This is a genomic window from Pseudomonas sp. Z003-0.4C(8344-21) (genome assembly GCF_900104975.1).
Classification (GTDB): domain Bacteria; phylum Pseudomonadota; class Gammaproteobacteria; order Pseudomonadales; family Pseudomonadaceae; genus Aquipseudomonas; species Aquipseudomonas granadensis.
This window is the reverse complement of the sequence record NZ_LT629756.1, coordinates 3163432-3190421: the sequence shown is the minus strand read 5'-3', so window position 1 is coordinate 3190421 and position 26990 is coordinate 3163432. Positions and strand designations below refer to the sequence as shown.

The window sequence follows — 26990 nt, the reverse complement described above, 5'->3', positions numbered from 1 at the left end:
AATCGCAGCCGATGAACTGCACATACCGGCTGGCAAACCGGCTTGAACTCCGCCCAAAAAAAGCTCCCTACCTTTCAACAGGCATCACTGCGAGAGTCGCGGATGCCATCGAAAAACCAAGATGATCGAGGGCGGGCGCATGATTCTGATAACGGGTGGTGCGGGCTACATCGGTGCGCATGTCGCGCTGGAGTTGCTGGCCAGGAACGAGGACGTGCTGATTCTGGACAATCTGTGCAACAGCCAGCGCTCGGCGATCGAGCGCATCAGCACGCTGGCCGGGCAGCGACCGGGGTTCATTCAGGGCGATGTGCGCAATCGGCGTTTGCTCGACACGCTGCTGCGCGATTATCCGATCGATGCCGTGGTGCATTGTGCCGGGCTGAAGGCTGTCGGCGAAAGCGTTCACGAGCCGTTGCGTTACTACGACAACAATGTCGGCGGCAGCCTGACCCTGTGTCAGGCGATGGCGCAGGCCGGGGTTTTCACCTTGGTGTTCAGCTCATCGGCCACGGTGTATGGCGACTGCTGCACGATGCCGATCAACGAATCCTGCGCCACCGGGCAACCGACCAATCCTTATGGTATGTCGAAGCTGATGGCCGAAAACATCATGCAGAGTGTTGCCAGCTCCGACCCGCGATGGTCGATAGGCCTGCTGCGCTACTTCAACCCGATCGGTGCCCACCCTTCCGGTCTGTTAGGCGAAGCGCCGCTGAACATGCCGAACAACCTCCTGCCCTTTCTGCTTCAAGTTGCCAGCGGGCAACGTGAATACCTCTCGGTGTTCGGCAACGATTACCCGACAGCGGACGGCACCGGAGTGCGCGATTACATTCATATCGTCGACCTGGCGCAGGGACACCTTTGCGCGCTCGACGCATTACGCGAGCGCAGCGGTGTGAACATCTGGAACCTGGGCACCGGACGAGGTTACTCGGTGCTGGAGCTGGTCAAGTCTTTCGAACAGGTCAGCGGCGTACCGATTGCGCTGCAGTTCAAGGCCCGGCGGCCGGGCGATGTCACCTGTTGCTGGGCCGATCCGCAAAAAGCCGCTGACGAACTGGGCTGGCGGGCCAGTCGTTCATTGCAAGACATGCTGACCGATGCGTGGCGATGGCAATGCAGTCAACTTGAAACCGAGTGGATCAGAGAGGCCAATTGAAACCTGCAGCACCCGCCAAAGCAGATCACAGCAATGTGCGTTGGCTGGTCGCGTCGCCATACAACTGCCTTGTTGATTATGCGACAATGCGCGCAATGTCCAACATATGACCCCCGCATGCATCGCTCAGCAGCCTGGCCACACCGGCCAATGGTTGCTGGCGAAGCATGCGCGTTGGCGCAACTCAAGCTCGGATCGGGCGGAGCCGGCAAAGCTCCAGGTTGGTATCAAGTCGGTATCAGGCACACATGACCCGCTCCAAACCATTGATAGGTAAGGTAATTGATCTCCACAGCTAACATCACGATGCAGTTCGGCGCCAAGCCGCTCTTCGAAAACGTTTCGGTCAAGTTCGGCGCGGGCAATCGCTACGGTCTGATTGGCGCCAACGGTTGCGGCAAGTCGACCTTCATGAAAATCCTCGGCGGCGACCTCGACCCGTCCGGCGGTCAGGTCATGCTCGAACCGAACGTGCGTCTGGGCAAGCTGCGCCAGGATCAGTTCGCTTACGAAGAATTCACCGTGATCGACACCGTGATCATGGGCCACGAAGAGCTGTGGAAGGTCAAGGCCGAGCGCGACCGCATCTATTCGATGGCGGAAATGACCGAAGAAGACGGCATGGCCGTCGCCGAGCTGGAAACCGAGTTCGCCGAGATGGACGGCTACACCGCCGAATCCCGTGCCGGTGAACTGCTGCTGGGTCTGGGCATTCCGCTGGAACAGCATTTCGGCCCGATGAGCGAAGTTTCGCCAGGCTGGAAACTGCGCGTATTGCTGGCGCAGGCGCTGTTCTCCGATCCGGAAGTGCTGTTGCTCGACGAACCGACCAACCACCTGGACATCAACACCATTCGCTGGCTGGAAAACATCCTGACCCAGCGTAACAGCCTGATGATCATCATCTCCCACGACCGTCACTTCCTGAACAGCGTGTGCACGCACATGGCTGACCTGGATTACGGCGAGCTGCGTCTGTTCCCGGGCAACTACGACGAGTACATGACCGTGGCGACCCAGTCCCGCGAGCAACTGCTGTCGGACAACGCCAAGAAGAAAGCGCAGATTTCCGAGCTGCAATCGTTCGTCAGCCGCTTCTCGGCCAACGCCTCGAAAGCCAAGCAGGCGACCTCCCGCGCCAAGGCGATCGACAAGATCCAGCTGGCCGAGGTCAAGCCTTCGAGCCGCGTCAGCCCGTTCATTCGTTTCGAACAGAACAAGAAGCTGCACCGTCAGGCGGTGATGGTCGAGAAGATGGCCAAGGGTTTCGACGGCAAGCCGTTGTTCAAGGATTTCAGCTTCCAGGTTGAAGCCGGCGAGCGCGTGGCGATCATCGGCCCGAACGGTATCGGTAAAACCACCCTGCTGCGCACCCTGGTCAACGAGCTGACCCCGGATGCCGGTACCGTCAAATGGACCGACGCCGCGGAACTGGGCTACTACGCTCAGGACCACGCGCACGATTTCGAAGACGACGTGACCCTGTTCGACTGGATGGGCCAGTGGACTCAAGGCGAGCAGATGATCCGTGGCACTTTGGGCCGGATGCTGTTCTCCAACGACGAGATCCTCAAGTCGGTCAAGGTCATTTCCGGTGGTGAGCAAGGCCGCATGCTGTTCGGCAAGCTGATCCTGCAAAAGCCGAACGTGCTGATCATGGACGAACCGACCAACCACCTCGACATGGAATCGATCGAAGCGCTGAACCTGGCGCTGGAAAACTACCCGGGCACGCTGATCTTCGTCAGCCACGACCGCGAGTTCGTCTCGTCGCTGGCCACACGCATCATCGAGCTGAGCCCGGATGGCGTGACGGATTTCAGCGGCACCTATGATGACTACCTGCGTAGTCAGGGCGTCGTTTTTTAAACGCAGCTGTGAGTTATTAGCTGCAAGCTGCAAGTTAAAAGCCCTGTCCTTGGTGACGGGGCTTTTTGCATTTTGAGCCGAGTGATCAGTTGATGCGGGGACCTTCGCGAGCAGGCTCGCTGCCACATTGGGAACGCGTTCTTCTGTGGGAGTGAGCCTGCTCGCGATGGCGGCCTCAGCATCACCGCACTCATCGGCGAAGTCGTTAGCCTGCTTTCTTTTCATCCATGCCCGCGCCATGATGACGGCAACGCTCCCACCGCCGCCCGCGATCGAGTTCTCATGTCTGCACAGCCTCAACCCCCGCAAAGCTCCCTGGCGATCACGCTGAAGATCGTCTCCATCGTCTTCTATACCTTCATTGCCTTCCTCTGCATCGGCCTGCCGATTGCGGTGTTGCCCGCTTACGTGCACGAGCAACTGGGTTTCAGCGCCGTGATTGCCGGGCTGGTGATTGGTTCGCAGTACCTGGCCACCCTGCTCAGCCGGCCGATGGCTGGGCGCATGTCGGATACTCTCGGAACCAAGCGGGCGATCATTTACGGTTTGTGGGGGATAGTCCTCAGTGGTGTGCTGACGCTGCTTTCGACGTTGCTGCAGGATTTTGCCCTGACCAGCCTGATCATTCTGATCATCGGCCGCTTGCTGCTCGGCGTGGCGCAAGGCTTGATCGGTGTGGGCACGATCAGTTGGTGCATGGGCGCGGTCGGCGTTGAGCACACGGCGAAATCCATCGGCTGGAACGGCATCGCCTCGTACGGCGCCATCGCCATTGGCGCGCCGTTGGGTGTGGTGATGGTCGCCGATTACGGTTTCACCAGCCTCGGCATTGCGCTCGCAGCGCTGGCAGCGGGCGCGTTGCTGCTGATTCGCAACAAACCTTCGGTGCCAGTGATTCGCGGCGAGCGCCTGCCGTTCTGGGCGGTGTTCGGGCGAATCGCACCTTATGGCACCAGCCTGACCCTGGCCTCGATCGGTTATGGCACGCTGACCACCTTCATCACGCTGTATTACCTGGATCGTGGCTGGACCGGTGCGGCGTACTGCCTGACGGTGTTCGGCGTGTGTTTCATCCTGTCGCGGCTGCTGTTCATTTCGGCGATCGCGCGCTTCGGCGGCTTCACCTCGGCCATCGCCTGCATGAGCGTTGAAACCCTGGGCCTGGTGTTGTTGTGGCTGGCGCCGTCCACCGCGTTCGCCTTGATCGGCGCCGGGCTGGCGGGGTTTGGCCTGTCGCTGGTGTACCCGGCGCTGGGCGTCGAGGCGATCAAGCAAGTCCCGAGTTCCAGCCGTGGATCGGGGCTGGGGGCGTATGCGGTGTTTTTCGATCTGGCGCTGGCGATTGCCGGGCCGTTGATGGGCGCGGTGGCGTTGAATCTTGGCTATGGGTGGATATTCTTCAGTGCTGCGATGCTGTCGGTGATCGGCTTGGGGCTGACGTTGCTGCTCAAGCGCCGGACAACCACCTGAACCCCAACGCGGTCCCCTGTAGGAGTGAGCCTGCTCGCGATAGCGGAGTGTCAGTCGACATCTTCTTGCCTGATACACCGCTATCGCGAGCAGGCTCACTCCTACAGGTGATTGGTGGTGTTTGACAGGTCGGGTTTATTGATCGGCCGTCTGCATCCCCGCCCGTGTCGGTTTGCCCAGCGCATGGGTGAAGAAGCGGCCGGCCTCGGAGATCAGGTTGCGGTGGATGTCTTCGCGGTCGACACCATCGGCATCGGTGCAAAGCGCTGGCATCGCGCGGATCTGCTCTTCATTGCACGGCGCCAGGAACACGAAATGCCCTGCCCCGGCCAATAATTTGAAGTCCGGCGCGGTCGGCAGTTTGCGCGCCAGTGCGGCGGCGTTCTTGTCGAAAGCCACCAGTTTGTCGCCGTCGCCGCTGTAGAGCAGCACCGGCACGTGCACATCGGCCAAGGTGTGCCGGCCGAACTTCAGGCTCAGCGGCGCCATCAGCAGCAAGGCGTGGACGCGCGGATCGGGCACCGGTTGCAGATCATCGCGATCGACGATCAATTCACCCTGAGTGTTACAGGCGTCGTGATCGTCCGGGCGTTCCTGGCAATAGCGACGCAGGCGATCCAGATCCGGCTGCGCGCCGGAGAGAATCAACGCGGTCTCGCCACCCGCCGAATAACCGATCACGCCGACCTGCTCGGCATTCACTAAAGGCGCGAGCATGCCGTCGCCGAGTGTCGCGGTGATCGCTTGAGAAATCTGGATCGGCCGCCCGTAGAGATTACTCAGGGTACCCAATCGGCTGTGGTCTTTGGAATTGTCGCCGGGATGAATCACCGCGACCACCACAAAGCCCTTGCGCGCCAGCGAGGTCGCGAGATCGTGCAAGGCCAGCGGTGTGCCGGTATTGCCGTGCGAGAGCATGAGCATCGGAAAACGGCCGATGGCGACTTTGGTGTCTTCACCCGCCTCGACCGAATAGCCCTCGAGCAGGCTCTGGTGTTCGCGGTCGCTGGACGGGTAGAACGCAATCGCGCGCATCGGTTGCAGATCGAGGGGATCGAGAAAGGTCATTTCGTGGTAGCCGACGCTCCACACGGGGTGTCGTCCGGGCGCAGCCTGCACTGAATCGAGGCTGACCAGCAGGCCTATCAGTAACACTGCACAAAGACGCACCATGGATGCCCCACCCTGTCTTGACTGAATCCTGTGATTCGCTGCCCGCGTGGATCGGCGCGCGAACGCTGAGCGATCAACTGCATAACCCGGGCCAGATTATGTAACAGCCAGAAACAAAAAACTCCGTACTCGCCCCTTGCGGAACCAGAATACAGAGTTTTTTGAGTACTGCCTGAACCTCAGCTGTTCTTTACGCAAGCCTTATGCGGCGGCGAACAGTTGCTCGCTGATCTTCGCCTGGGCTGCGGTCATGGCGTTGTTGCGCACTTCTTCGCCGTAAGCCAGACCTTCAGCGCGAACGATTTCGATGTCGGTGATGCCGAGGAAGCCCAACACCAGCTTCAGATATTCTTCGTGAGCGATGCCGCTGGCCTGACCGGCATGGATGCCGCCGGAGGTGGAAACGATCACCACTTTCTTGCCACCGCACAGGCCTTCAGGGCCGGCTTCGGTGTAACGGAAGGTCTGGCCGGCGACGGCAACGCGGTCGATCCACGCCTTGAGTTGGGTCGGCACGGTGAAGTTGTACATCGGCGCGGCGATCACTACGGCGTCGGCAGCGATGAACTCGGCCAGGGTGCTGGCGCTCAATTCGGCTTCGTGCTGTTGCGCGGCGTCACGCAGTTCAGCGGTGGTGCCAGCGGCGACCAGAGTAGTCGATGAAAAGTGGCTGATCGCGTCAGCCGCCAGATCACGGTAAGTCACCACGGCGCTCGGCTCAGCGGCCTGCCAGGCTTTGACGACCTGGCTGCTCAGCTGACGGGATGCCGAGTTGTCGCCCAGAATGCTCGAATCGATATGCAGCAGTTTCATGTGGATGCTCCTTAAGTGATCGCCGGTTGCGACGCAATGGAGACAATCCTACGCAAGAAACCAATGGATGATTAGCCGCCTGCAATGCGATAGTTTGTCCTATTGATAGAACAGTCGGATGACTCGAATGCAAAACCTCAACGATCTCTACTATTTCGCCAAAGTTGTCGAGGCCGGCGGGTTCGCCGCAGCCGGGCGTTTGCTGGGCATTCCCAAGTCACGGCTGTCGCGGCGCATTGCTGAACTGGAAGAACGCCTTGGCGCGCGTCTGCTGCAACGCACCACCCGCCAGCTCAACCTGACGGCGGTGGGCGAGCGCTACTTGCGCCATTGTCAGGCGATGTTGCTGGAAGCGGAAATGGCGGATGAGGCCGTGGCGAGCATGTCCAGCGAGCCGCGCGGGCGCTTGCGGGTCTCCTGCCCGACCGGACTGGCGCGGGAGATGCTGCCGTGGGTGATCAGCGAATTTCTCGGCAAATTTCCGCAGGTGCAACTGGAGGTGGTGCTGCTCAATCGCCGCGTTGACCTGGTCGGCGAAGGTTTCGATGTGGCGCTGCGTGTGCGCGAACACGGAGATGAAGATCCGTTGCTGGTCACCCGGCGTCTGCGTCAGGCGCAGATGGTCGTTGTCGCCAGCCCGACGTTTGTCGCGAGCCACTCGGTCAATCATCCGCAGGACCTGAAGAACCTGCCGGTGCTCGGCGCGCTTGAGGCCGATCGACTGGTCCATGTGCGCTTGCTCGACGCCCAGGGCAAAAGTTTCGAGCTGAACATGGAAGCACGCCTGGGCATCGATGACTTTATTGTGCGCAAAGCCTGCGTGCTGGCCGGCCAGGGTTTCACCCTGCTGCCGATGATGTATTGCGAAGAAGAACTGCGCAACGGCACGCTGGTGCAGATGCTGCCGGAGTGGTCATTGCCCGGCGGCTGGCTGCAAGCGGTGTATCCGCATCGGCGCGGGGTGATGCCGGCGGTGCGCGCGTGGATCGATCATCTGGTCGAATCGTTCAATGCCTGTGGGGAGCGACCGTTATGAGCAAGGGAAAAATGAACGAAGCCCAAGTGGCGGAGTTCTGCCTGGCATTGCCGGGCGCTCGGGAAGATTACAAGTGGGGCGGCGTTCGGGTGTTTTCGATTGCCGGCAACAAGATGTTTGCCTTGCAGGGACTGCGCGGCGACTCATTAGCCTTCAAGGTCGACAAGGATCTGTTCCTCGGCCATTGCGACCGCCCGGGCATTCATCCAGCGCCGTATCTGGCGCGGGCGCAGTGGATCATCATGCACCCACCCTACCCGCTGGGCGCCGAGGAGTTGCAGGGGCTGTTGCAGCGCTCGCATCAGCTGGTGGTGGGCAAATTGCCGAAAAAGACCCAAATCGGTCTGTTGCTATAAACGCGGTCCCCTGTAGGCCTTCGCCTGCTCGCGATTGCGGTTTACCTGTTTAAGATGTAGCGGCTGACACACCGCTATCGCGGGCAGGCGAAGGCCTACAGGGGGCGGAGGTGGTCTTAAGACAGTGTCAGCAGGTTCGAGCCGAGGAACAGCTGGTCGATCCAGAATACCTGATGCAGTACGACAATCACCCAGAACAGAACCTGAAACGACACCTTGCGCGTCTTGTGCCGGAACACTTGCTGGGCGATCAATGCACCCGGCCAGCCACCGGCCAGTTCCACGGCGTGGAGGATGTTTTCCGGGGTGCGCCAGGCATCGGCGCGGGCCTTGCGCTTGTCGGCCCAGTACATGAAGAACGCCAGCACACTGACAATCCCGTACGCCGCCAGCGGCACCAGAGAAATCCCGCGCAGCCACATCGACACGGAACCGAACAGCGGCAGCGCGCAAACCAACAACAGCACCAGCAGTTTGAATTTCAGATGTTGAATCGCGCCGCCCGAAGGCCGAGCTTCGGCGCGGCGCGCGCGGGAGTCATTCATGGCTTGGCCGCCGCCCAGTCGACCCAGCCGAACTGCCAGGTCGCCAGAATCACCAGACCGAACACGATCCGGTACCAGGCGAAGGCCGCGTAACTGTGGCTGGCAATGAACTTGAGCAGGCCGCGCACGGCGATCATGGCGAAGATGAACGCGGTGACAAAACCGATGGCAAACACCGGAAAATCTGCCGGCACAAACAGCTCGCGATATTTGTAACCGGAGTACACCGCCGCGCCGACCATGGTTGGCATCGCCAGGAAGAACGAGAACTCGGTGGCGGTTTTACGCGACAAGCCGAACAACAGGCCACCAATGATCGTCGAGCCGGAGCGCGAGGTGCCGGGGATCATCGCCAGGCACTGGGCGAAACCGACTTTCAGAGCGTCCTTCCAGGTGATCTCGTCGACCGTTTCGGCGTGCACCTCGTGCTGACGCTTCTCCGCCCACAACATGATCACCCCGCCCACCACCAGCGCGGCCGCGACCGTGATCGGGTTGAACAGATATTCGTGGATCAGGTCGGCAAAAATCACGCCCAGCACCACCGCCGGCAGGAAGGCGATCAGCAGGTTGGCGGTGAAGCGCCGTGCGCTTGGCTGGGTCGGCAGACCGATGACCACATCGAGAATCTTGCGGCGAAACTCCCAGACCACCGCGAGAATCGCGCCGAGCTGAATAATAATGTTGAACGCCATGGCCCGCTCACCGCCGAAATCGAGCAAGTCGGCAACGATGATCTGGTGTCCCGTACTGGAAATGGGCAAAAACTCCGTCAGCCCTTCTACAACTCCTAGTATCAGTGCCTGCAAGGCCGTCCAAAGATCCATCAATCCCCCAAAGAGCGATGCGCAGCGGCATGCTCCGATAGTATTTTTTTACGTTCACTGCGATCAGCGTAGCTGTTTATGGCTGTACCGATTCCGCGCGCACAGAATCCACACGAAACGGTAAAAATTCCGTGAAATTTCAAAATGGATTCAGGTTTTCACGCGCGGGGCCGAAATCCTAACAGACAAGCCCTAATAGCGCTGCCGCGTTATACGACTTGGGTCGCGTATGCCCACCCGCGTTATCGTGGTTGGATGCTGGCGGTCGATCATTACAAGAACAAGAATCCGGAGTGACAGCGTTATGAACAGCTTGCGCAGTGTGTCGATCAGCCGACGCTTGTGGCTCATCTTGATTGTGGCGGTGGTGATGTTGCTGACCTTGGGCGTGCTGATGCTCAAGCAGATCCATGACGACCTCTATCACGCCAAGGCCCAGAAAACCCAGCATGTGGTGCAGACCGCCAGCGGCCTGCTGACTTATTACCATGGCCTGCAGACCGCCGGCACCTTGACCAGGGAAGCCGCGCAGCAACAGGCGCTGACGGCGATTCGCGGCTTGCGCTACGACCAGAGCGATTACTTCTGGATCAACGACCTCACGCCCGTGATGGTCATGCACCCGACCAATCCCAAGCTTGAAGGCCAGAACCTTTCGGCAATCCGCGACCCTGACGGTTTTGCGGTGTTCAATGAGATGGTCGCCATCGCCAAGGCCAAAGGCGCCGGCATGGTCAACTATCGCTGGCCGAAACCCGGCGCCACCGACCCGGTGGCGAAAACCTCCTACGTCAAACTGTTCGAGCCGTGGGGCTGGGTGATCGGCTCCGGCGTGTATGTCGATGACGTGCAGGCCGAATTCCAGGGGCAGATGCTGAAAGCCTCGGTGATCGGCCTGGCCATCGCGCTGATCATGGCGCTGCTGGTGATCCTGATCGCGCGCAGCATCGTCCGGCCGCTGCAGGAAACCGTCAACGCCATGGCCAATATCGCCAGCGGCGAAAGCGACCTGACCCGCAGCCTCGATACCCACGGCAAGGACGAAGTCACCGAACTGGCCCACCACTTCAACGCGTTTACCGCCAAATTGCGTCGGGTGATCGGCGACTTGCAGGTCTCGGCCAGCGCCCTCGGCCAATCCTCCAGCGAGCTGGGCAACGACGCTTCGCAGGCGCAACAACGCAGCCAGCAGCAGTCGCAGCAGATGGAACTGGTCGCCACGGCAATCAACGAAGTGACCTATGGCGTGCAGGATGTGGCGAAAAACGCCGAGCACGCCGCCGCCGAAATGCGTGATGCCGAGGCGCAGGCGCAACAGGGCCAGATCAACATCGACGGCAGCCTGCAACAGATCGACAGGCTGTCCGGCACCATCGATCAAGCGGTGGAAGTGATTCGCACGCTGGCCGCCGAAAGCACGCAGATTGGCAGCGTGCTGGAAGTGATCCGCTCGATTGCCGAGCAGACTAACCTGCTCGCGCTCAACGCCGCCATCGAAGCCGCGCGCGCCGGCGAGCAAGGTCGCGGGTTTGCCGTGGTCGCTGACGAAGTGCGCTTGCTGGCGCAGCGTACGCAGAAGTCCACCGCAGAAATCCAGTCGATGATCGAGCGCTTGCAGAACCATTCCGAGGCCGCCGTGAAGGTGATCGGCGACAGCAGCAAGGCCTCGCAACTGACCATCGAACAGGCGGGGCTTGCCGGCGCCAGCCTCAACGCGATCGGCCAGGCTCTGCGCAATCTCAACGGCCTGAATGCCTCGATTGCCAGCGCGACGTTGCAGCAGGCGCATGTGGTTGAAGACATCAATCAGAACGTGACGCAGGCGGCGGGGCTTTCGCACAGCACGGCGTTGGCGGCGGAGCAGTCGAGTGCGGCGAGTTTGCGGCTTGGGCAACTGAGCGAACAGCTCAACGGGTTGCTGCGGCAGTTTCGCGTCTAGTCACCTTCCTTTGTAGGAGTGAGCCTGCTCGCGATAGCGGTGTGTCAGACAATGTGAGTTTCGCTGACACACCGCTATCGCGAGCAGGCTCACTCCTACATGTTTTTGTGTAAAATCCGCCCCTTTCTTCATTCCCCCCAAGGATCTTCAATGTCCGGGCTCGAACTGTTTGCCGCCGCCCTCGGTGTGATCGCCGTCTGGCTGACGGTCAAACAGAATCCGTGGTGCTGGCCGATCGGGCTGGTCATGGTGTTGCTATACAGCTGGATCTTCTTTGAGGTGAAGCTGTATTCGGACATGTTGCTGCAGGTGATCTACGCCGCGCTGCAACTCTACGGCTGGTGGCAATGGACCCGCGCCGGGACGATGCACGACGGGCGTGCGGTGACGCGGCTGGATGCGCGCGCCGTCGCCCTTGGCCTTGGCGTCGGCGCGCTCGGCAGTCTGCTGCTCGGCGCGGCGATGGCGCACTGGACCGACGCTGCGCAACCATGGCTCGACGCGGCGCTCACCGGTTTCAGCCTGGTCGCGCAGTTGTGGATGGCGCAAAAGCGTCTGCAATGCTGGGCGCTGTGGTTTGTGCTGGATGTGATTTTCGTCGGGTTGTTCATCTACAAGGGCCTTTACCTGACCGCCGCGTTGTACGGGCTGTTTACCTTGCTGGCCGTGCAAGGCTTCCGTGAATGGCGCGCCGACCCGGCGCTGCGCACATGAAAGTGGTGGTGTTGACCGGCCCGGAATCCAGCGGCAAGAGCTGGCTGGCGGCGGGCCTGCAACAGCGCTTTGGCGGTTTGCGCGTGGATGAATACGTGCGCCGCTTTATCGAACTCAATCCCCGCGACACCTGTCTGGCGGACATCCCCGAAATCGCTCGCGGCCAGTTGCAATGGGAGGATCAAGCGCGGGCGCAGCGGCCTGAGCTGCTGATTCTCGACACCCACCTGCTGAGCAATATGCTCTGGAGCCAGACGCTGTTTGGCGCGTGCCCGGCGTGGCTGGAGCAGGAACTGCTGACGCGGCATTACGACCTGCACCTGTTGCTGTCACCGGAACAGGTCGACTGGACCGACGATGGTCAGCGCTGCCAACCGGATCTCGTCGAGCGACAGGCCTTCTATCAGGCGACTCGACAGTGGCTGGAGCAGCATCACCAACCGCTGCAAGTCATTGCCGGCAACTGGGCCGAGCGCCAGGCACAGGCCTTCGCTGCCGTTGCGCGTTTGCTGGCTGAATGACCCGAACGCGGGCCAGGTGTCCATTGCTGAAACACCTTTCCTCACGCAGAAGGCCAGTCTCAACACGGTTCACAGCTTTGTCATGCCAGTTGTTTCAGCGCTGAAACACCACCGTACCAAGCCCCGTTCCAGAGCGTTGCTCAGAAAGTCGCCGGTTCATCGGCAACCCGCCTGTTTCAAAGATGAAACAGATGCCGCACAACGCAGCCAGACATTTCTGTAACCCTCTGAAATCAAAGATGATCTCAAAAGCGGCACAGCTTTCGCTCTCTCCTTCACAACGCTGACCAAGGGCAGCCCGTTAAAGAAGGAATTGCAGCCGTGGGGACTTTCAAAACCGGATTGACCTGTCTTGTGCTGATCGGATCGGCAGCCAGCGCAGTGATCAGTTTCAACGTGCAGGCCCAAGGCAATGGCGTGATCGTCCTGCAGCGCGACGTTCAGCCAATCCCGATCGGGCGCAATGGCGGCAAAGACCCCTACCCGACCACCGTCAACGCCAACCCTTCGGCACGCATCAATCAGACCGTCAACAGCACTGAACTCAGCGATGGCGATTTCGCCAGTGTCGCTAGCGGTTCCTCGATTCGCGGCAACATCAACACGCCCAATTCCAACCTGCCCGGCATGAACACACTGACCAACCAGAACGGTCTGCCCGGCATGCGCGTGGGCAGTGGCGGCGGTGCCGGTGGCTCGATTTCCAATACCGTCAACCGTGCCATGAGCACCGGTCTGGCGCCTCTGACCCGCATGGCCGGAGGCCAATGAGATGAATCGCACCCTGCTGCTTCTCGCCCTGCTCGGCTGCACCAGCGCCATGGCTGATTCAAATACGGTCAATCGCGCGAACATTCAGGATTCCGGCGCGCAGTACCGCGGCAATTTCAACGTCAACCAGGCCGCTGGTGACCAGATGCAGCAAGCCAACACCAAGGCGATCGCCATCGGCACCGAATCCCACGCGACCACCCAGGTCATGCAGAAAATCGACACGCCTGCCAGCCGCGCCATCGACGCGAGCGCCAACATCGGCGGCCACGCTTTCAGCAATGGCAACGGCATCCTCGGTGTGAACCAGGGCGCCGGTGCCAACAATCAGATGGCCAACGTCACGCGAATCAGCATCAGTGCTGCCCCGCAGAGCGTTGACGACAGCGCCCTTTCGCAACAGAACGTGGCGTTTTTACCCAGCTCAGGAGCAACTGGTACCTCACCCGGCAGTCGCCAGGTCACCACAAGTGATCAGGCCTTCACCGGCAGCCGCGGGGTTATCCAGGTGAACCAGAGTGCCGGGGTGGGGAACCGAATGGCCAACACCCTGAGCATCCGGGTCGCAGACTGACCCATACAAAGTGCAAGTGGAAAAGTAACGACACTTAACCCAACTAATAAGCACGATGGAGAAACACCATGAAACCTACAATGGCTCTCAAACCACTGGTTTTCGCACTCGCAGCAGTGATGGCAATCGCAGCACAGGCAGGCGGCCGTGATGACAACAACGGTCATGGTAACGGACATGGCAATGGCCACGGCAACGGTCACGGCCAGCAAGGTCCAAATCTTGAACAACTGCTGCAGATCACCGCAGGCGCTGGCGCCGCTGTACTCGACGCGCAAGACAGCGACGGCAACGTGGTGAAAAACCAGGGCACGCTGAACAATGCCAACGCCAGCGACTCGCTCAACGGCTCCAACGGCAACATGGGCGCCAACGTGGCCGCTGGCGACGGCAACCAGCAGGACAACGCTGCTGCGCTGGCCACCGCTGACGAAAGCTTTATCTTCGGCAATGCTGTTGCGGCCTCGAGCGCGACTCAGGTCAACAACAACAACTACGTGAAAAACTCTTCCACGTTCAACAACGCCACGCTCAACAACGCCGGCAACAATGGTTCCGGCAACATCGGCATCAACGTGAGCGCCGGCAACTTCAACCAGCAGAAAAACAACCTGGCGATCGCTGTATCGGGTGGTCGCGTAGCCACTGCTGCCGCTGCTGCCAACCAGTCCTCCACTGGCCTGGTCGTGGACAACAAAGGCGTGCAGGCGTACAAAACCGACACCCTTACCGGTACCTATGCAGCCGCTGGCACGTTCAAGGCCAAAGGCACTGCGACCATCGAAGACGACAACCATGGCGGTTGGGGTAACCGTGGCGGCGGCCACGGCGGTAACGATGATCAGAAAGCCAAGTTCGAAGCCGTGGGCAGTTTTGGCCTCGCTGGTGTCACCACCCAACAAGTGTTGACTAAAGATGGCTGGAAAACTCCGGTGGTCAACAATGCCAACATGACCAACTCGATGAACAACTTCTCCGGCAACGGTGGAGCCAACGTCTCGGCCGGTGTCGGCAACCAACAAAGCAACTCGCTGTCCATCGCCGCAGGTTGCAAAGCCTGCATGTAATCGCGATCGAAACGAAAGCCCCGGCAACGGGGCTTTTTCCCAGGCTCCACAAGGCGTATTCGATCATGCGGACTCCTGCCCTCCTCGCTCTGCTTTGTCTGTGTGGCCTGACTCAGGCAGCGCAGATGCCCGTCGCTGCCCTGCCTGGCGGCGTACTGGTCTACAAGGACGTACAAAGCATTCGTGAGCGCAAGTTTGCCGACATCGTCGAACAGAAAACCGATTTCAGTTGCGGCGCTGCTGCACTGGCAACGGTATTGCGCCAGGCCTATTGGCTCGACGTCGATGAAGAGCACATCATCAAAGGCATGCTGGTCAACGCTGACCAGGACCTTGTGCGTACGCAAGGGTTCTCCATGCTCGACATGAAGCGCTACGTGGAAAGCATCGGCATGCGCGCCCGTGGTTACCGGATCCCGCCCGAAAAACTCGAAGCGGTGACCATTCCGGTAGTGGTTCTGATGGATATTCGCGGCTACAAGCATTTCGTCGTGCTGCAGCGTTCGGACAAGGATTGGGTCTACATCGGTGACCCGGTTCTCGGCCACAAACGCTACAAGCATGATGACTTTGTCAAAGGTTGGAACGGCATTGTCTTTGCCATCGTCGGCCCCGGTTACGACAAGGCCAACGCCTTGCGCAGCCCTCCCGTGCCGCTGACGGCGAAGAATTCGCTGGACGGCTTCAACCCGGTCAAAGATGCGGAATTGATGGATTTCGGGTTCATTCAGAGCGACTTCTTTTAATCGCCGAGTTAGAGAATGGGACTGGATGTCCCGGGAGCAGCAGATGAAAACCTCATACTGGCTGGCCGCCGCCTGCCTGGCAGCGGGTGCGTCAGGCTTTGCCCATGCCGGATTCAAACCCATCGAAATCAAGGACCAGGAGCTCGCCGAGCTTCGCGGTCGGTACGTCATGCCGGGGCGGATCATCAGCTTCGGCATTGTCATGAGCAGCACCTGGCGCAACGCCAGCGGCGACCTGATCGGCGCAGCGACCTCGATGCAGGTCCAGGCCGCCACCGTCAAACCGGAGTTCTATGTCTCGACTATCAAGGAGTCGGGCAATGGCAGCACGCCAACGTTGGGAACGGGCACCGTGATCGGTGGCGCCGGCCTTAACAGCGCGCAAGGCGTGACGCAGAGCGTGCGCGCGGCGGGCGATGGCAACACCGCCAACAACAACGTCGCGATCAACGTCAGCGAAGCCAGTCAGGCGCCGGCGCTGATGCCGTCGCAAGGCCAGGCGCTCGTCGCTGGGCAGACCATCACCGGCAGCAACGGCGCTGGCAGCGTCGCGGTAACAGCCAATGGCGGCGGCGTGCAAATGGCCATTCAGGCGAGCGGCAATCAGGGCACCGCACTGCAACAAGTCGCCCAGGGTGGACTGCTGCAAAACACCCGACTGCTGGGCAGTGCCAACGTGGTCAACAACCTCACGCAACTCAATGTCGTACTGAACAATAACGGCAGAAGCGCCGGTGCACTGGACTGCAACCTGACTCAACTCGGGGCCCTACGCAGTATCGGATATTGAACTACGCTGAGTCTCGATCATTGGGCTTAAAGGGACGGCTTATTCATGTATCGATCAGTATCACTGCGTGCCGCAGTGTGTTTGAGTACCCTTCTACCGGCGGCGATGTTGCAAGCAGCACCCGACGCCGATGTAGAAGCCCTGAAACGGGAACTTCTGGAACTGAAACAACGATACGAAGTACAACAACAAGCCTTGGCAATCCTTGAACAACGGGTTCGCCAGGTCGAAGAACAGCCCGCCGCCCCACCGCCAAAACGCTTGGCCAAATCGCCATCGGACATGAAAGGCAATCGCGTCGCCACCGGAGCCGCTACCGGCACGGGTGCCGCCGCTGCATCCGGAGGCGCCGCCGGGGGCAGTGGCGCATCCTACGGGCAGTCGCTGGCCGATGATTCGCAACCGGCGCAAAGCGTTTCCAACCTGTACGACGAAGCCAGCGGCTTTTTCGGTGGCGGCAAATTCAGTTTCGAAACCGGCGTCACCTATTCGCGCTATGACACCCGCCAGTTGATCCTCAACGGCTTCCTCGCGCTGGATTCGATCTTTCTCGGCAACATCAACCTTGACCGGATCAAGGCCGATACCTGGACCCTCGACCTCACCGGCCGCTACAACTTCGACAACCGCTGGCAGTTCGACCTGAACGTGCCGGTGGTTTACCGCGAATCGACTTACCAGTCCGGCGGCGGCAATCAGGGCGCGGCCGGGGTGACCACCGAAGAAACCGTGACCAAGGACCCAACCATTGGTGACGTCAACTTCGGCATCGCCTACAAATTCCTCGACGAGTCGGTCAATACGCCGGACGCCGTCGTGACACTGCGCGTCAAGGCACCGACCGGCAAGGACCCGTTCGGCATCAAACTGCGCCAGACCGACGCCAACTCGAACCTGTTCGTGCCTGACACGCTGCCCACCGGCAACGGCGTCTGGTCGATCACTCCGGGCATTTCGCTGGTCAAGACCTTCGACCCTGCGGTGCTGTTCGGCAGCCTGTCGTACACCCACAACCTGGAGGAGTCGTTCGACGACATCAGCTCCACCGTCAATCAGAAAACCCCGGGCAAGGTGCGCATCGGCGACAGCTTCCAGATCGGCGCCGGTATCGCTTTTGCCTTGAACGAGAAGATGAGTATGTCGTTCTCGGTGTCCGACCTGGTGCAGCGCAAGAGCAAGCTGAAACAGGACGGCGGCGACTGGGAATCGGTCATTTCCAGCGACGCCAACGCCGGTTATTTCAATATCGGCATGACCATCGCGGCGACCGACAACCTGACCATCGTGCCCAACCTGTCGCTGGGCATGACCGACGACGCCCCGGACTTTTCCTTCAGTCTGAAATTCCCGTACTACTTCTGAGTCTGCGGCAAACAACAAAGGCCCGTTGCGATCACCTCGCAACGGGCCTTTGTTGTTTACCCGCCCTAGCGGATCTGATGCTTGTGCAACAACCGATAAAACGTCGGCCGCGACACGCCGAGCACTTTGGCTGCAACGCTGAGGTTATCACTGTGCCGGTTCAGGACGTCGCACAGCGCCTGGCGTTCGGCGCGGGTCTTGTAGTCTTCGAGGGTGCCCATGGGCGTGGCGATCGAGTGCTGACTGATCAGCCCCAAATCACGCGCCTCGATCTGCCGGCCTTCGGCCAACACCAGTCCACGGCGCACGCGGTTGGCCAGCTCACGCACATTGCCCGGCCAGTCGTGCTTGCCCATGGCGATCAGCGCGTCTTCGCTGAAACTGCGTGGACGGCGCCCGGTTTCATGACTGTAGAAGTGGGAAAAGTGATTGGCCAGCATCGACAGATCGCCGTGCCGTTCGCGCAACGGCGCGGTCATCACTTGCAGGACGTTGAGGCGGTAATACAGATCTTCGCGAAAAAGTTTTTTCTCGATCGCGGCTTCGAGGTCGACGTGAGTTGCCGCCAGCACTCGTACATCCACCGGGATCGGCTGGCTGCCGCCGACGCGTTCGATGTGTTTTTCCTGGAGAAAGCGCAACAGATTGGCTTGCAGCTCCAGCGGCAGATCGCCGATCTCATCGAGAAACAGCGTGCCGCCATTCGCCGCTTCGATCCGCCCGACCTTGCGTTGATGCGCGCCGGTGAACGCGCCTTTCTCGTGGCCAAACAATTCCGATTGAATCAGATGCTCAGGGATCGCGCCGCAATTGATCGCCACGAAGGGCTTGCTGTGGCGCTGGGACTGACGGTGCAGCGTGCGTGCAACCAGTTCTTTGCCGGTTCCGCTTTCACCGCGAATCAGAACAGGCGATTCGGTGGGCGCCAGTTTGCTGAGCAACTTGCGCAGTTCGCGAATCGGCTTGCTGTCGCCCAGCAGCTCGTGCTCGGGCTGGTCGACATGAATCGTGCCCTGCCCGCGCAATCGCGCCATGCCGAACGCACGCCCGAGGGTGACCTGCACCCGCGAGACGTCGAACGGCAACGTGTGGAAATCGAAAAACCATTCACAGACGAAGTCCCCGACGTTCTGCAGGCGCAGGACTTCCTGATTGAGCACGGCGATCCATTCGGTGCCGCTGCGGCTGATCAATTCCTTGACGGCTTCGGGTCGTTCGAGGTGAAACGGCTGTAGTCGCAGCAAGCCGATGTCACAACTGCGCTCGGCGGCGTTCTCCAGTGAACAACTATCAACGTCCCAGCCAACCGCGCGTAATCCGGGCAATAAGCGGTGGCAGTCGTCGCACGGATCGACCACCAGTAAACGTCGTAACGCAGGCGCTTCGCTCATGACTGTTCCTTGGCGCCAAATAAAGGAAATGATTGAAAAAACAGTCATTTGGCAGACCCGACTGTAACACTAGCAAGATTTTGACAGCCCCTTGTATCGATTGCTTATAGGCGTCCAGTCAAACCGGTTATAAGAACGTGAGTTGTTAGTCAGCTATCGACTTAGTTGGTTTTTAAAAACTTTCACCAAGCTTTCAAAAGACGGCTTCAAAACAGGATCTGAAAGAAACTTTGAAATTTCTTTGTTTCATGTGTGACCCGTTGCAGGGTTGCGTGCATCAGTACAAGTAACCAGCCGAACGGTAAGCCCAACCGACGGCACATCATTTGATTGGGCACGACAGAGAGAAGACCCCATGACCGCCCCGCTCCGTATCAACGAAGCTCTTCTGATTGCCAACCACGCTTTCAAACCTTTCCACTGCGTGGCCTGGGCGCCGCAAGACGGCAATGGTGAACTGAGCCTGACCGTCGTCGACCGGACCAACTCGCACATCGGCCGCAAACAGATTCCAAGCAGCGCCTACTCCGACCCGGCGCAACTCGAGCAACTGCTGAAGCAGGCTCGCGCTGAACTCAGCGAAGAAGGTTACAGCCTGCAATCGTGGTCAATGCCACACTGAGAAGCAGTTCGTGCAGGTGACTTCGAAGTCATTCACCTCTGCGCTTAGTTGCAACCTTGTAAACTTCCACCCGCTTGTATAACTCTTCTCAAGCCGACCAGGCTTAATTGCTTGGTCGGCTTTCTTTTGGTTCAAGAAGACACTGTTCTGGCACAGTGCGACCGTCCATCCGTTAGTTATTACAGTTGTACTTCTCCCGGTTCAGGGATTGAATGTTCCGCTCGTGCAGTTACCCATCCGGTTCGCGGTCATGGTCAACTCGCAAGGAGATGCGTGCATGTCCACCCTCAACACTTTTGCCTTGCCGGCGTTACCAGCGACCGTCTCACCGTCGTTTACGCCTCGATCCGGGCCACTCGATAAAAGCTTTGGTACTCAGGGCGTCGCCCAGGCGTACTTCGCGGGCAGCGTGTCCAGCCTGAGCGAAGACATTGCCCTCGATACACAGGGCCGAATCCTGGTCGCAGCGAAAGTCTGCGATGCGCGCGGCAGCCGATTTGGCCTGGCGCGCATGCTCGCCGACGGCTCCGCAGACCTGACCTTTGGCGAGCATGGCAGCGTGATCGACACCTTCGCCCACGGGTTCGAAGCCACGGGCGGCAAAGTCAGGATGCTGCCGGACGGGCGTATTCTGCTGGCCGGCCTGCATTACGAAAACGCCCATCGCACCCTGCCCGCGCTGGCCTTGTTCGACGCGGACGGCAAACCAGACTTGTCCTTTGGCGACAACGGCCGTCAGGTGATACGCCTGCCGGGCAATCTGTCCATGGGCAGCCGCGATGCCTGGTTGCCACCGGGCGTGCCGGGGGCGGAAGCCTGCGACGTCGCGGTGCAGGACGACGGGCGAATTCTGTTGATCGCCAACCATCATTTCGAACTGGCCGACCATGCCGGCATGCTGATTCGCCTCATGCCCAACGGCAGCCTTGACGACACCTTCAATGGCCGCGGCTTTGTCATGATCCGTCATTTATTGCTTAACACCTGGCTGAGCAGTCTGTTACTGCAAAAGGACGGACGAATCGTGGTGGCCGGCTCCATCGATCTTCCCCAGGAAGGCTTGCTGGCGCGTTACCTGCCAGACGGCCGTCTCGATGAGTGTTTTGCCGTGGACGGTTTCATGGCGTTCAAGGCTGAGAACAAAAGCGTTCAGGTCAGTCGCGTACTCGAAGCGCCCGAGGCCTTGCAGTGTTTTGGCAGCGGCCGCGATCCGATCCGCTGTCTGACCTTCAGCCTCCACTCAAACGGCCGACCGGATATTCACCGCCAGGGTGGCCAGCCGCAACTTCTGCAGATCGGCCACAGCGGCTGCCAGTGGAGCACCGCTCAACGTTTGCCCGACGGGCGGATGATCGCGGCAGGCGCGACCATTGGCGGCGTCGAGGCTGATTTCATCGTTGCCCGTTACCTGAGCGACGGTCGCCTCGACCCGGCGTTCGGCGACGGCCATGGCTGGCTCCGTACGCGCCTTGGACGCAGCCTGGACTCGGCCAGTTCACTGGCCGTGCAGGCGGATGGCGGGATTCTGGTGGGTGGGTTTTCGCTGGATGGAAATTATCGGGCGGTGGTTGTGCGGTATCTCGACCACTGAAAATACTGGCTGTACTTGATCTTCCCGAACGTATCCGGCAACTTGCGCGCTTCTATAAAAAAGGAGCAACCGATGTCCGGTTCGATGACCCAGGCGTTCGCGCAAAACTTTCTCGGGCATTCGCCACGCTGGTACAAGGCGACCATCGTTGGCTTCCTGATCCTCAATGCCGTGGTGCTGTTCAGCATCGGCCCAGTGGCGGCCGGCTGGTTGTTGGTGATCGAGTTCATCTTCACCCTCGCCATGGCCCTCAAGTGTTACCCGTTGATGCCCGGCGGCTTGCTGCTGGTTGAAGCGCTGCTGCTGAAGATGACCACGCCGCAGGCGCTCTACGATGAATTGGTGCACAACTTTCCGGTAATCCTGCTGCTGATGTTCATGGTCGCAGGCATCTACTTCATGAAAGACCTGCTGCTGTTCCTGTTTTCGCGGCTGCTGCTGGGCGTGCGTTCAAAAGCGGTGCTGGCGCTGATGTTCTGCTTTCTCTCGGCATTTCTCTCGGCGTTTCTTGATGCGCTGACCGTAACGGCGGTGATCATCAGCGCCGGTGTAGGCTTCTACTCTGTCTATCACCGCGTCGCGTCAGGCAACGATCCGCGCAAGGACAGTGAAATCGCTGACGATGAGAACCTGCCGAAATTGCACCACGACGATCTTGAGCAGTTCCGCGCGTTTCTGCGCAGCCTGTTGATGCACGGTGCGGTGGGTACGGCGCTGGGCGGTGTCTGCACGCTGGTGGGCGAGCCGCAGAACCTGTTGATCGGCCATGAAATGGGCTGGCACTTCGGCGAGTTCTTTACCAAGGTTTCCCCGGTTTCGCTGCCAGTGCTGGCGGCCGGTCTGGTGACATGCGTGTTGCTGGAGAAGCTGCGCTGGTTCGGCTACGGCACGTTGCTGCCGGACAACGTGCGTGGCGTTCTGGCTAACTACGCCGCTGAGGACAATGCCGAACGTACGCCCCGCCAACGTGCGGCGCTGCTGGTGCAAGGTGCTGCGGCATTGATTCTGATCGCCTGCCTGGCCATGCACGTCGCTGAAGTCGGCCTGATCGGTTTGATGGTGATCGTGCTGATCACCGCGTTTACCGGCATCACCGACGAGCATCGTCTGGGCAGCGCGTTCAAGGAAGCCATGCCGTTCACCGCGTTGCTGGTGGTATTTTTCGCGGTGGTGGCGGTGATTCATGACCAGCAGCTGTTTGCGCCGTTGATTCAATGGGTGCTGGCGCTGCCGGTCGAGCAGCAGCCGGGCATGCTGTTCATTGCCAACGGCTTGCTGTCGGCGATCAGCGACAACGTGTTCGTCGCAACGATTTACATCACCGAAGTGAAGCAGGCATTCCTCGCCGGGCACATGAGCCGCGAGCATTTCGAAACGCTGGCCATTGCCATCAATACCGGGACCAACCTGCCGAGCGTGGCAACGCCGAACGGCCAGGCGGCGTTTCTGTTCCTGCTGACCTCGGCGATTGCACCGCTGGTGCGCCTGTCGTACGGGCGGATGGTGTGGATGGCGGTGCCGTACACCGTGGTGATGGGAGGCCTGGGCTGGTATGCGGTGAGCTACTGGCTCTGACCGCTAGCGCGGGAGCCAGACTGCTGGCTCCCAAATCTGATTTCAGACGCTGGTCCCTGTAGGAGTGAGCCTGCTCGCGATAGCGGTGTGTCAGACTCGCAAATGGGGCAGATACTGCGCTATCGCGAGCAGGCTCACTCCTACATTGGTTTGTGGGTTGGCTCAGCGAGGGAGAATGTACTTCTCGATCGCCTGAGCCACACCGTCTTCGGTGTTGGCCGCCGTAACCACGTCGGCCTGACGCTTCACCGCTTCCTCCGCCTGGCCCATGGCAATCGACAAGCCTGCACACTTGAACATTGCTGGATCATTGCCACCGTCACCGATTGCCGCCGTTTGCTCCAGCGGCACGCCCAGGTATTCGGCAATCGTCGTCAGCGCCGTGCCTTTGTTGGCTTCCAGCGCCGTGACATCCAGATACACCGGTTGCGAGCGCGAGACTTGCGCCATACCGTTGACCTTCGGCAGCAGCTGCGCCTCAAGCTCAATCAGCAATTGCGTGTTGTTGCTGGTGGCGACGATCTTGTCGATACGCTGCAAGTACGGTTCGAAACTCTCCACCACTACCGGCGGATAGCCGAGGCCGTGCTGCTCGCGCGGGACCATCGGCCCGTGCGGATCCTTGAGCAGCCAGTCGCCGCCGCTGAACACCCAGACTTCGACGTCCGGCTGATCGGCAAACAGTGCCAGTGCGATAAGCGCTGTGGTCGCCGGCAAATAGTGCGCAGCCAACAGCGTGCCGTCCGGCTTGACGATAGTCCCGCCGTTGAACGCCGCTGTCGGCAAATCCACGCCCAAGGCTTCGATCTGCTGCAACATGGCTCTGGGCGGGCGGCCAGTGGCGAGGCTGAACAGCACGCCCGCCTCACGCAGCGACCGCACCGCATCAATGGTGCGCTGGCTCAGCGTGTGATCGGGCAACAACAGCGTGCCGTCCATGTCGCTGAGCAAAAAACGGATGGGTTGTTTCGGCACGTCACTCATCCGAGGCCATGCCAGACGCGACCATCGCGAGTCAGTAGTTCTTCGGCGGCCTGCGGGCCGTCTTCACCGGCGGCGTAATGCTGCACGCTGGCATCCTGCTGCCAGGCATCGAGGAACGGTTGCACGGCGCGCCAGCCGTTCTCGATGTTGTCGGCGCGCTGAAACAGCGTTTGATCGCCGGTCAGGCAGTCGTAGATCAGGGTTTCGTAACCGGTCGAGGCCTGCATCTCGAAAAAATCCTTGTAGGCAAAACCCAGCTCGATGTTGGCCATGTTCAGCGCCGGCCCCGGCCGCTTGGCCAGCAGGTCGAACCACATGCCTTCGTTCGGCTGGATCTGGATACGCAGGTAGGTCGGTTGCAACTCATCGACTTCGGTGTCGCGGAACTGCGCATACGGCGCCGGTTTGAAACAGATGACAATCTCGGTGTCGCGCACGCTCATGCGCTTGCCGGTGCGCAGGTAAAACGGCACGCCGACCCAGCGCCAGTTGTCGATCATCACCTTCAGCGCCACGTAGGTTTCCGTGGTGCTGTCCGGCGAAACGTTGGGCTCCTCGCGGTAGGCGCTCAACGGTTTGCCGTCGATCGCGCCGGCGCTGTACTGGCCGCGTACCGAATTGGCCCGTGCCTCCTCGACCGACCAGGGACGAATCGCCCCCACGACCTTGGCCTTCTCGCCGCGCACCGCATCGGCGCCGAACGCGGCCGGCGGCTCCATGGCAACCATTGCCAGCAACTGGAACAAGTGATTGGGCACCATGTCGCGCAGTGCGCCGGTGTGTTCGTAAAAACTGCCACGGGTCTCGACACCGACGGTTTCGGCGGCGGTAATCTGCACGTGGTCGATGTAGTGATTGTTCCAGAATGCTTCGAACAGGCTGTTGGAGAACCGGCTGACGAGAATGTTCTGCACGGTCTCCTTGCCCAGATAATGGTCGATCCGATAGATCTGCTTCTCGGACATCACCTTGAGCAGACAGGCGTTCAGCGCTTCGGCGGTTTGCAGATCGGAGCCGAACGGCTTCTCGATCACCACCCTTCTGAATGCCTCGGGGGTTTCTTCGAGCAATTTGGCAGCGCCGAGGCGGCGGACGACTTCGCTGAAGAAACGCGGCGCGGTGGCCAGATAGAACACCGCATTGCCGGTGCCGCTGTCGGCGATTTTCGCCGCCAGTGCTGAATAGGTGCTGTCGTCCAGAAAATCGCCCTGGACGTAGCTGATACCTTTGGCGAGCTTGGCCCACAAGGCCGGATCAAGCATCTGACCGCCCTTGCCGACCTTGGCCGCCGCTTCACTGCGAATGAAGTCCTCGAGCTTTTGCGCGAAGGCTTCATCGGTAATTGCGTTGTGGTCAACGCCGACGATCCGCAGATTGTCGTCAAGCAAGCCGTCGCGACTGAGGTTGTACAGCGCCGGCATCAGCAAGCGCTTGACCAGGTCGCCGTGGGCACCGAACAGAAACAGCGTGGTCGGTGGTGCGGGTTCTGCCTTGGACTTTCTGCGGATCGTTCGGGTCATTTCTTCGGTGTCTCCACGTGGCCGCCGAAGCCGAAGCGCTGCGCGGAGAGAATCTTGTCGCCGAACGTGCCCTGACCGCGCGAACGGTAACGCGAGAACAGCGAGTTCGACAGCACCGGTACCGGCACCGCTTGCTCCATGGCTGCCTCGATGGTCCATTGGCCTTCGCCGCTGTCCGCCACGGAACCGGAAAAACCGTCGAGTTTCGGGTCGCTGGCCAGCGCATCGGCAGTCAGGTCGAGCAACCACGACGACACCACGCTGCCGCGACGCCAGACTTCGGCAATGTCGGCCACGTTCAGATCGAAACGCTGATCTTCCGGCAGGCGTTCACTGGATTTGGTCTTGAGAATGTCGAAGCCTTCAGCGAAGGCCGCCATCATGCCGTACTCGATACCGTTGTGAATCATCTTCACGAAGTGCCCGGCACCGGCAGGGCCGGCATGGATGTAACCGTGCTCGGCGCGCGGATCGTCAGACTTGCGGTCCCTGGTGCGCGGGATGTCACCCATGCCCGGCGCCAGAGCAGCAAACAACGGGTCGAGGCGTTGCACGGTTTCGGCGTCGCCGCCGATCATCATGCAATAGCCACGCTCCAGGCCCCAGACGCCGCCGGAGGTGCCGACGTCGATATAGTGCAAGCCCTTCTCGGCCAGGGTCTTGGCCCGGCGAATGTCATCCTTATAGTTGGTGTTGCCGCCGTCGATGATGGTATCGCCAGCTTCGAGCAGATCGCTCAGGGTGTTGATGGTGTCTTCGGTCGGTGCACCGGCCGGCAGCATGACCCAGACCGCACGCGGCTTGGCCAGCCCGGCAACCAGTGCCGGCAGATCGGCGACGCCAGTGGAGCCCTCGGCGACCAGGTTATCGATGAAAGCGGTATTGCGGTCGTAAACAACGGTGGTGTGACCGTTGAGCATCAGACGTCGCGCAATATTGCCGCCCATGCGGCCCAGTCCAATAATCCCGAGTTGCATGTGCTGATGCTCCTTACTACAAATAAATATGTGTCATTGGTTATAGCCCAACGCGACTGATGGAGGTTAGTCCAGAGCGTTGCGATGAAGTTTCCGGGCATTGTGCCCGATCCAGACTGATAACGCCGCAAATCGCGCCGAAGACACACCGACCATGAAAAATAAAAAAGTTCCATAAATGGGCAAAAGAAATCAAAATTGGCGCCGATAGTAAGTCACCACCTCAGATCAGGGGTGGCTTACAGTTGATGCACGCCATTTGCGAGGTGAGCAATGGGCACAGTACACACAGCAATGCCGCCACAAACCCTGTACGTCACGATCCGTCGTGATGAGTTGCGTCAGTTGAAGGACGAACGCGACCAGTTGAAGCAAGAGCTGGCGCAGTTGCGCCTGTTGACCCAGGGCTCGCAGCCGCAACCCTTCCCGGTCGTTCAGCGTCACCCCCACGCCTGATCCCCGCCTGATTCGGGAACGGCAGCCGCGGTTCCCGACATGATGCCCCAGCCCCTTAGCGGGCTAAACGCGCGTCAAATAACAAACTTTTCACATCAGTCTGGTGATACTGCGCCGCATTCTGGCCGTACCTGCG

At 60.2% G+C, this 26990-nt stretch carries 26 protein-coding genes; 18 read left to right on the top strand and 8 right to left on the bottom strand.

Annotated features, from left to right (window positions below):
* Nucleotides 1–139: 139 nt before the first annotated feature.
* The 3 genes from galE (at nucleotide 140) to BLU24_RS14595 (ending at nucleotide 4504) form a co-directional block, all read left to right on the top strand.
* Nucleotides 140–1165 carry a UDP-glucose 4-epimerase GalE gene (gene galE / locus BLU24_RS14605; RefSeq protein WP_093106689.1) on the top strand — a complete coding sequence of 342 codons (1026 nt, stop codon included), beginning with the start codon at nucleotides 140–142 and terminating at the stop codon, nucleotides 1163–1165.
* Nucleotides 1166–1447: 282 nt separating this feature from the next.
* A complete protein-coding gene (locus BLU24_RS14600; protein WP_090283621.1) occupies nucleotides 1448–3034 on the top strand; it encodes an ABC-F family ATPase in 1587 nt (528 codons plus the stop codon).
* Between the two features lie 282 nt (nucleotides 3035–3316).
* Complete coding sequence (locus BLU24_RS14595; RefSeq protein WP_093101413.1) at nucleotides 3317–4504, top strand: MFS transporter; 1188 nt, start codon at nucleotides 3317–3319, stop codon at nucleotides 4502–4504.
* 135 nt (nucleotides 4505–4639) lie between these two features.
* On the opposite strand, the gene BLU24_RS14590 is transcribed toward BLU24_RS14595, so the two are convergent.
* Nucleotides 4640–5677, bottom strand: a complete 1038-nt coding sequence (locus BLU24_RS14590) for an alpha/beta hydrolase family protein (protein WP_093101411.1) — start codon at nucleotides 5675–5677, stop codon at nucleotides 4640–4642.
* Nucleotides 5678–5878: 201 nt separating this feature from the next.
* A complete protein-coding gene (locus tag BLU24_RS14585) occupies nucleotides 5879–6490 on the bottom strand; it encodes an FMN-dependent NADH-azoreductase (protein ID WP_093101409.1) in 612 nt (203 codons plus the stop codon).
* Between the two features lie 127 nt (nucleotides 6491–6617).
* Here BLU24_RS14585 and BLU24_RS14580 point away from each other — a divergent pair, with 127 nt between their 5' ends.
* Together BLU24_RS14580 and BLU24_RS14575 are read left to right on the top strand one after the other, a co-directional pair.
* On the top strand, nucleotides 6618–7526 hold the full coding sequence (locus tag BLU24_RS14580) for a LysR substrate-binding domain-containing protein (protein ID WP_093101407.1): 909 nt from the start codon (nucleotides 6618–6620) through the stop codon (nucleotides 7524–7526).
* On the top strand, nucleotides 7523–7882 hold the full coding sequence (locus BLU24_RS14575; RefSeq protein ID WP_093101405.1) for an MmcQ/YjbR family DNA-binding protein: 360 nt from the start codon (nucleotides 7523–7525) through the stop codon (nucleotides 7880–7882). The genes BLU24_RS14580 and BLU24_RS14575 overlap by 4 nt, the downstream gene beginning before the upstream one ends.
* 116 nt (nucleotides 7883–7998) lie before the next feature.
* On the opposite strand, the gene BLU24_RS14570 is transcribed toward BLU24_RS14575, so the two are convergent.
* Together BLU24_RS14570 and BLU24_RS14565 are read right to left on the bottom strand one after the other, a co-directional pair.
* The gene (locus BLU24_RS14570) at nucleotides 7999–8427 is read right to left on the bottom strand and encodes a DUF1294 domain-containing protein (RefSeq protein WP_093101403.1); all 429 of its coding nucleotides are present in this window, start codon (nucleotides 8425–8427) and stop codon (nucleotides 7999–8001) included.
* Complete coding sequence (locus BLU24_RS14565) at nucleotides 8424–9254, bottom strand: undecaprenyl-diphosphate phosphatase (RefSeq protein WP_090283634.1); 831 nt, start codon at nucleotides 9252–9254, stop codon at nucleotides 8424–8426. Before BLU24_RS14565 ends, BLU24_RS14570 begins: the two co-directional genes overlap by 4 nt.
* A gap of 304 nt (nucleotides 9255–9558) precedes the next feature.
* On the opposite strand from BLU24_RS14565, the gene BLU24_RS14560 reads away from it, so the two are divergent.
* From BLU24_RS14560 to BLU24_RS14520, 9 genes are all read left to right on the top strand, one after another.
* Nucleotides 9559–11193: a methyl-accepting chemotaxis protein gene (locus BLU24_RS14560; protein ID WP_093101401.1), complete on the top strand. Its 1635-nt coding sequence runs from the start codon at nucleotides 9559–9561 to the stop codon at nucleotides 11191–11193.
* A gap of 150 nt (nucleotides 11194–11343) precedes the next feature.
* Nucleotides 11344–11907: a nicotinamide riboside transporter PnuC gene (pnuC, locus tag BLU24_RS14555; protein WP_090283638.1), complete on the top strand. Its 564-nt coding sequence runs from the start codon at nucleotides 11344–11346 to the stop codon at nucleotides 11905–11907.
* Nucleotides 11904–12428, top strand: coding sequence for an AAA family ATPase (locus BLU24_RS14550; RefSeq protein WP_093106686.1), 525 nt, complete (start codon nucleotides 11904–11906; stop codon nucleotides 12426–12428). The genes pnuC and BLU24_RS14550 overlap by 4 nt, the downstream gene beginning before the upstream one ends.
* Nucleotides 12429–12749: 321 nt before the next feature.
* The gene (locus tag BLU24_RS14545; RefSeq protein ID WP_093101399.1) at nucleotides 12750–13199 is read left to right on the top strand and encodes a hypothetical protein; all 450 of its coding nucleotides are present in this window, start codon (nucleotides 12750–12752) and stop codon (nucleotides 13197–13199) included.
* A 1-nt stretch (nucleotide 13200) separates the two neighbouring features.
* Nucleotides 13201–13773: an adhesin gene (locus tag BLU24_RS14540; RefSeq protein ID WP_093101397.1), complete on the top strand. Its 573-nt coding sequence runs from the start codon at nucleotides 13201–13203 to the stop codon at nucleotides 13771–13773.
* Nucleotides 13774–13841: 68 nt separating this feature from the next.
* A complete protein-coding gene (locus BLU24_RS14535; protein WP_093101395.1) occupies nucleotides 13842–14840 on the top strand; it encodes a heme utilization protein in 999 nt (332 codons plus the stop codon).
* A 65-nt stretch (nucleotides 14841–14905) separates the two neighbouring features.
* Nucleotides 14906–15586 carry a C39 family peptidase gene (locus BLU24_RS14530; protein ID WP_039760558.1) on the top strand — a complete coding sequence of 227 codons (681 nt, stop codon included), beginning with the start codon at nucleotides 14906–14908 and terminating at the stop codon, nucleotides 15584–15586.
* A 43-nt stretch (nucleotides 15587–15629) separates the two neighbouring features.
* Nucleotides 15630–16376 (top strand): hypothetical protein, encoded by a 747-nt coding sequence (locus BLU24_RS14525; RefSeq protein WP_093101393.1) that lies wholly within the window; start codon nucleotides 15630–15632, stop codon nucleotides 16374–16376.
* Between the two features lie 45 nt (nucleotides 16377–16421).
* Complete coding sequence (locus BLU24_RS14520) at nucleotides 16422–17738, top strand: transporter (RefSeq protein ID WP_093101391.1); 1317 nt, start codon at nucleotides 16422–16424, stop codon at nucleotides 17736–17738.
* Between the two features lie 65 nt (nucleotides 17739–17803).
* Here the strand turns inward: BLU24_RS14520 and BLU24_RS14515 are convergent, their stop codons facing one another.
* On the bottom strand, nucleotides 17804–19129 hold the full coding sequence (locus tag BLU24_RS14515; RefSeq protein ID WP_093101389.1) for a sigma-54 dependent transcriptional regulator: 1326 nt from the start codon (nucleotides 19127–19129) through the stop codon (nucleotides 17804–17806).
* Nucleotides 19130–19484: 355 nt separating this feature from the next.
* On the opposite strand from BLU24_RS14515, the gene BLU24_RS14510 reads away from it, so the two are divergent.
* The 3 genes from BLU24_RS14510 to nhaB all read left to right on the top strand — a co-directional run bounded on the left by BLU24_RS14510 (nucleotide 19485) and on the right by nhaB (nucleotide 22917).
* Nucleotides 19485–19751 (top strand): hypothetical protein, encoded by a 267-nt coding sequence (locus BLU24_RS14510; protein WP_090283653.1) that lies wholly within the window; start codon nucleotides 19485–19487, stop codon nucleotides 19749–19751.
* 277 nt (nucleotides 19752–20028) lie between these two features.
* Complete coding sequence (locus BLU24_RS14505; protein ID WP_093101386.1) at nucleotides 20029–21342, top strand: hypothetical protein; 1314 nt, start codon at nucleotides 20029–20031, stop codon at nucleotides 21340–21342.
* A gap of 72 nt (nucleotides 21343–21414) precedes the next feature.
* Nucleotides 21415–22917, top strand: coding sequence for a sodium/proton antiporter NhaB (gene nhaB, locus BLU24_RS14500; protein ID WP_093101384.1), 1503 nt, complete (start codon nucleotides 21415–21417; stop codon nucleotides 22915–22917).
* 162 nt (nucleotides 22918–23079) lie between these two features.
* On the opposite strand, the gene BLU24_RS14495 is transcribed toward nhaB, so the two are convergent.
* From BLU24_RS14495 to gnd, 3 genes are read right to left on the bottom strand one after another with little or no spacing between them, the layout of a single operon-like run.
* Nucleotides 23080–23901, bottom strand: coding sequence for an HAD family hydrolase (locus tag BLU24_RS14495; protein ID WP_093101382.1), 822 nt, complete (start codon nucleotides 23899–23901; stop codon nucleotides 23080–23082).
* The gene (gene zwf / locus BLU24_RS14490; protein ID WP_093101380.1) at nucleotides 23898–25421 is read right to left on the bottom strand and encodes a glucose-6-phosphate dehydrogenase; all 1524 of its coding nucleotides are present in this window, start codon (nucleotides 25419–25421) and stop codon (nucleotides 23898–23900) included. The genes BLU24_RS14495 and zwf overlap by 4 nt, the downstream gene beginning before the upstream one ends.
* Nucleotides 25418–26398: a phosphogluconate dehydrogenase (NAD(+)-dependent, decarboxylating) gene (gnd, locus tag BLU24_RS14485; protein WP_093101378.1), complete on the bottom strand. Its 981-nt coding sequence runs from the start codon at nucleotides 26396–26398 to the stop codon at nucleotides 25418–25420. Before gnd ends, zwf begins: the two co-directional genes overlap by 4 nt.
* 273 nt (nucleotides 26399–26671) lie before the next feature.
* Here gnd and BLU24_RS14480 point away from each other — a divergent pair, with 273 nt between their 5' ends.
* The gene (locus BLU24_RS14480) at nucleotides 26672–26854 is read left to right on the top strand and encodes a DUF6026 family protein (RefSeq protein WP_090283663.1); all 183 of its coding nucleotides are present in this window, start codon (nucleotides 26672–26674) and stop codon (nucleotides 26852–26854) included.
* The last annotated feature ends 136 nt before the right edge of the window (nucleotides 26855–26990 follow it).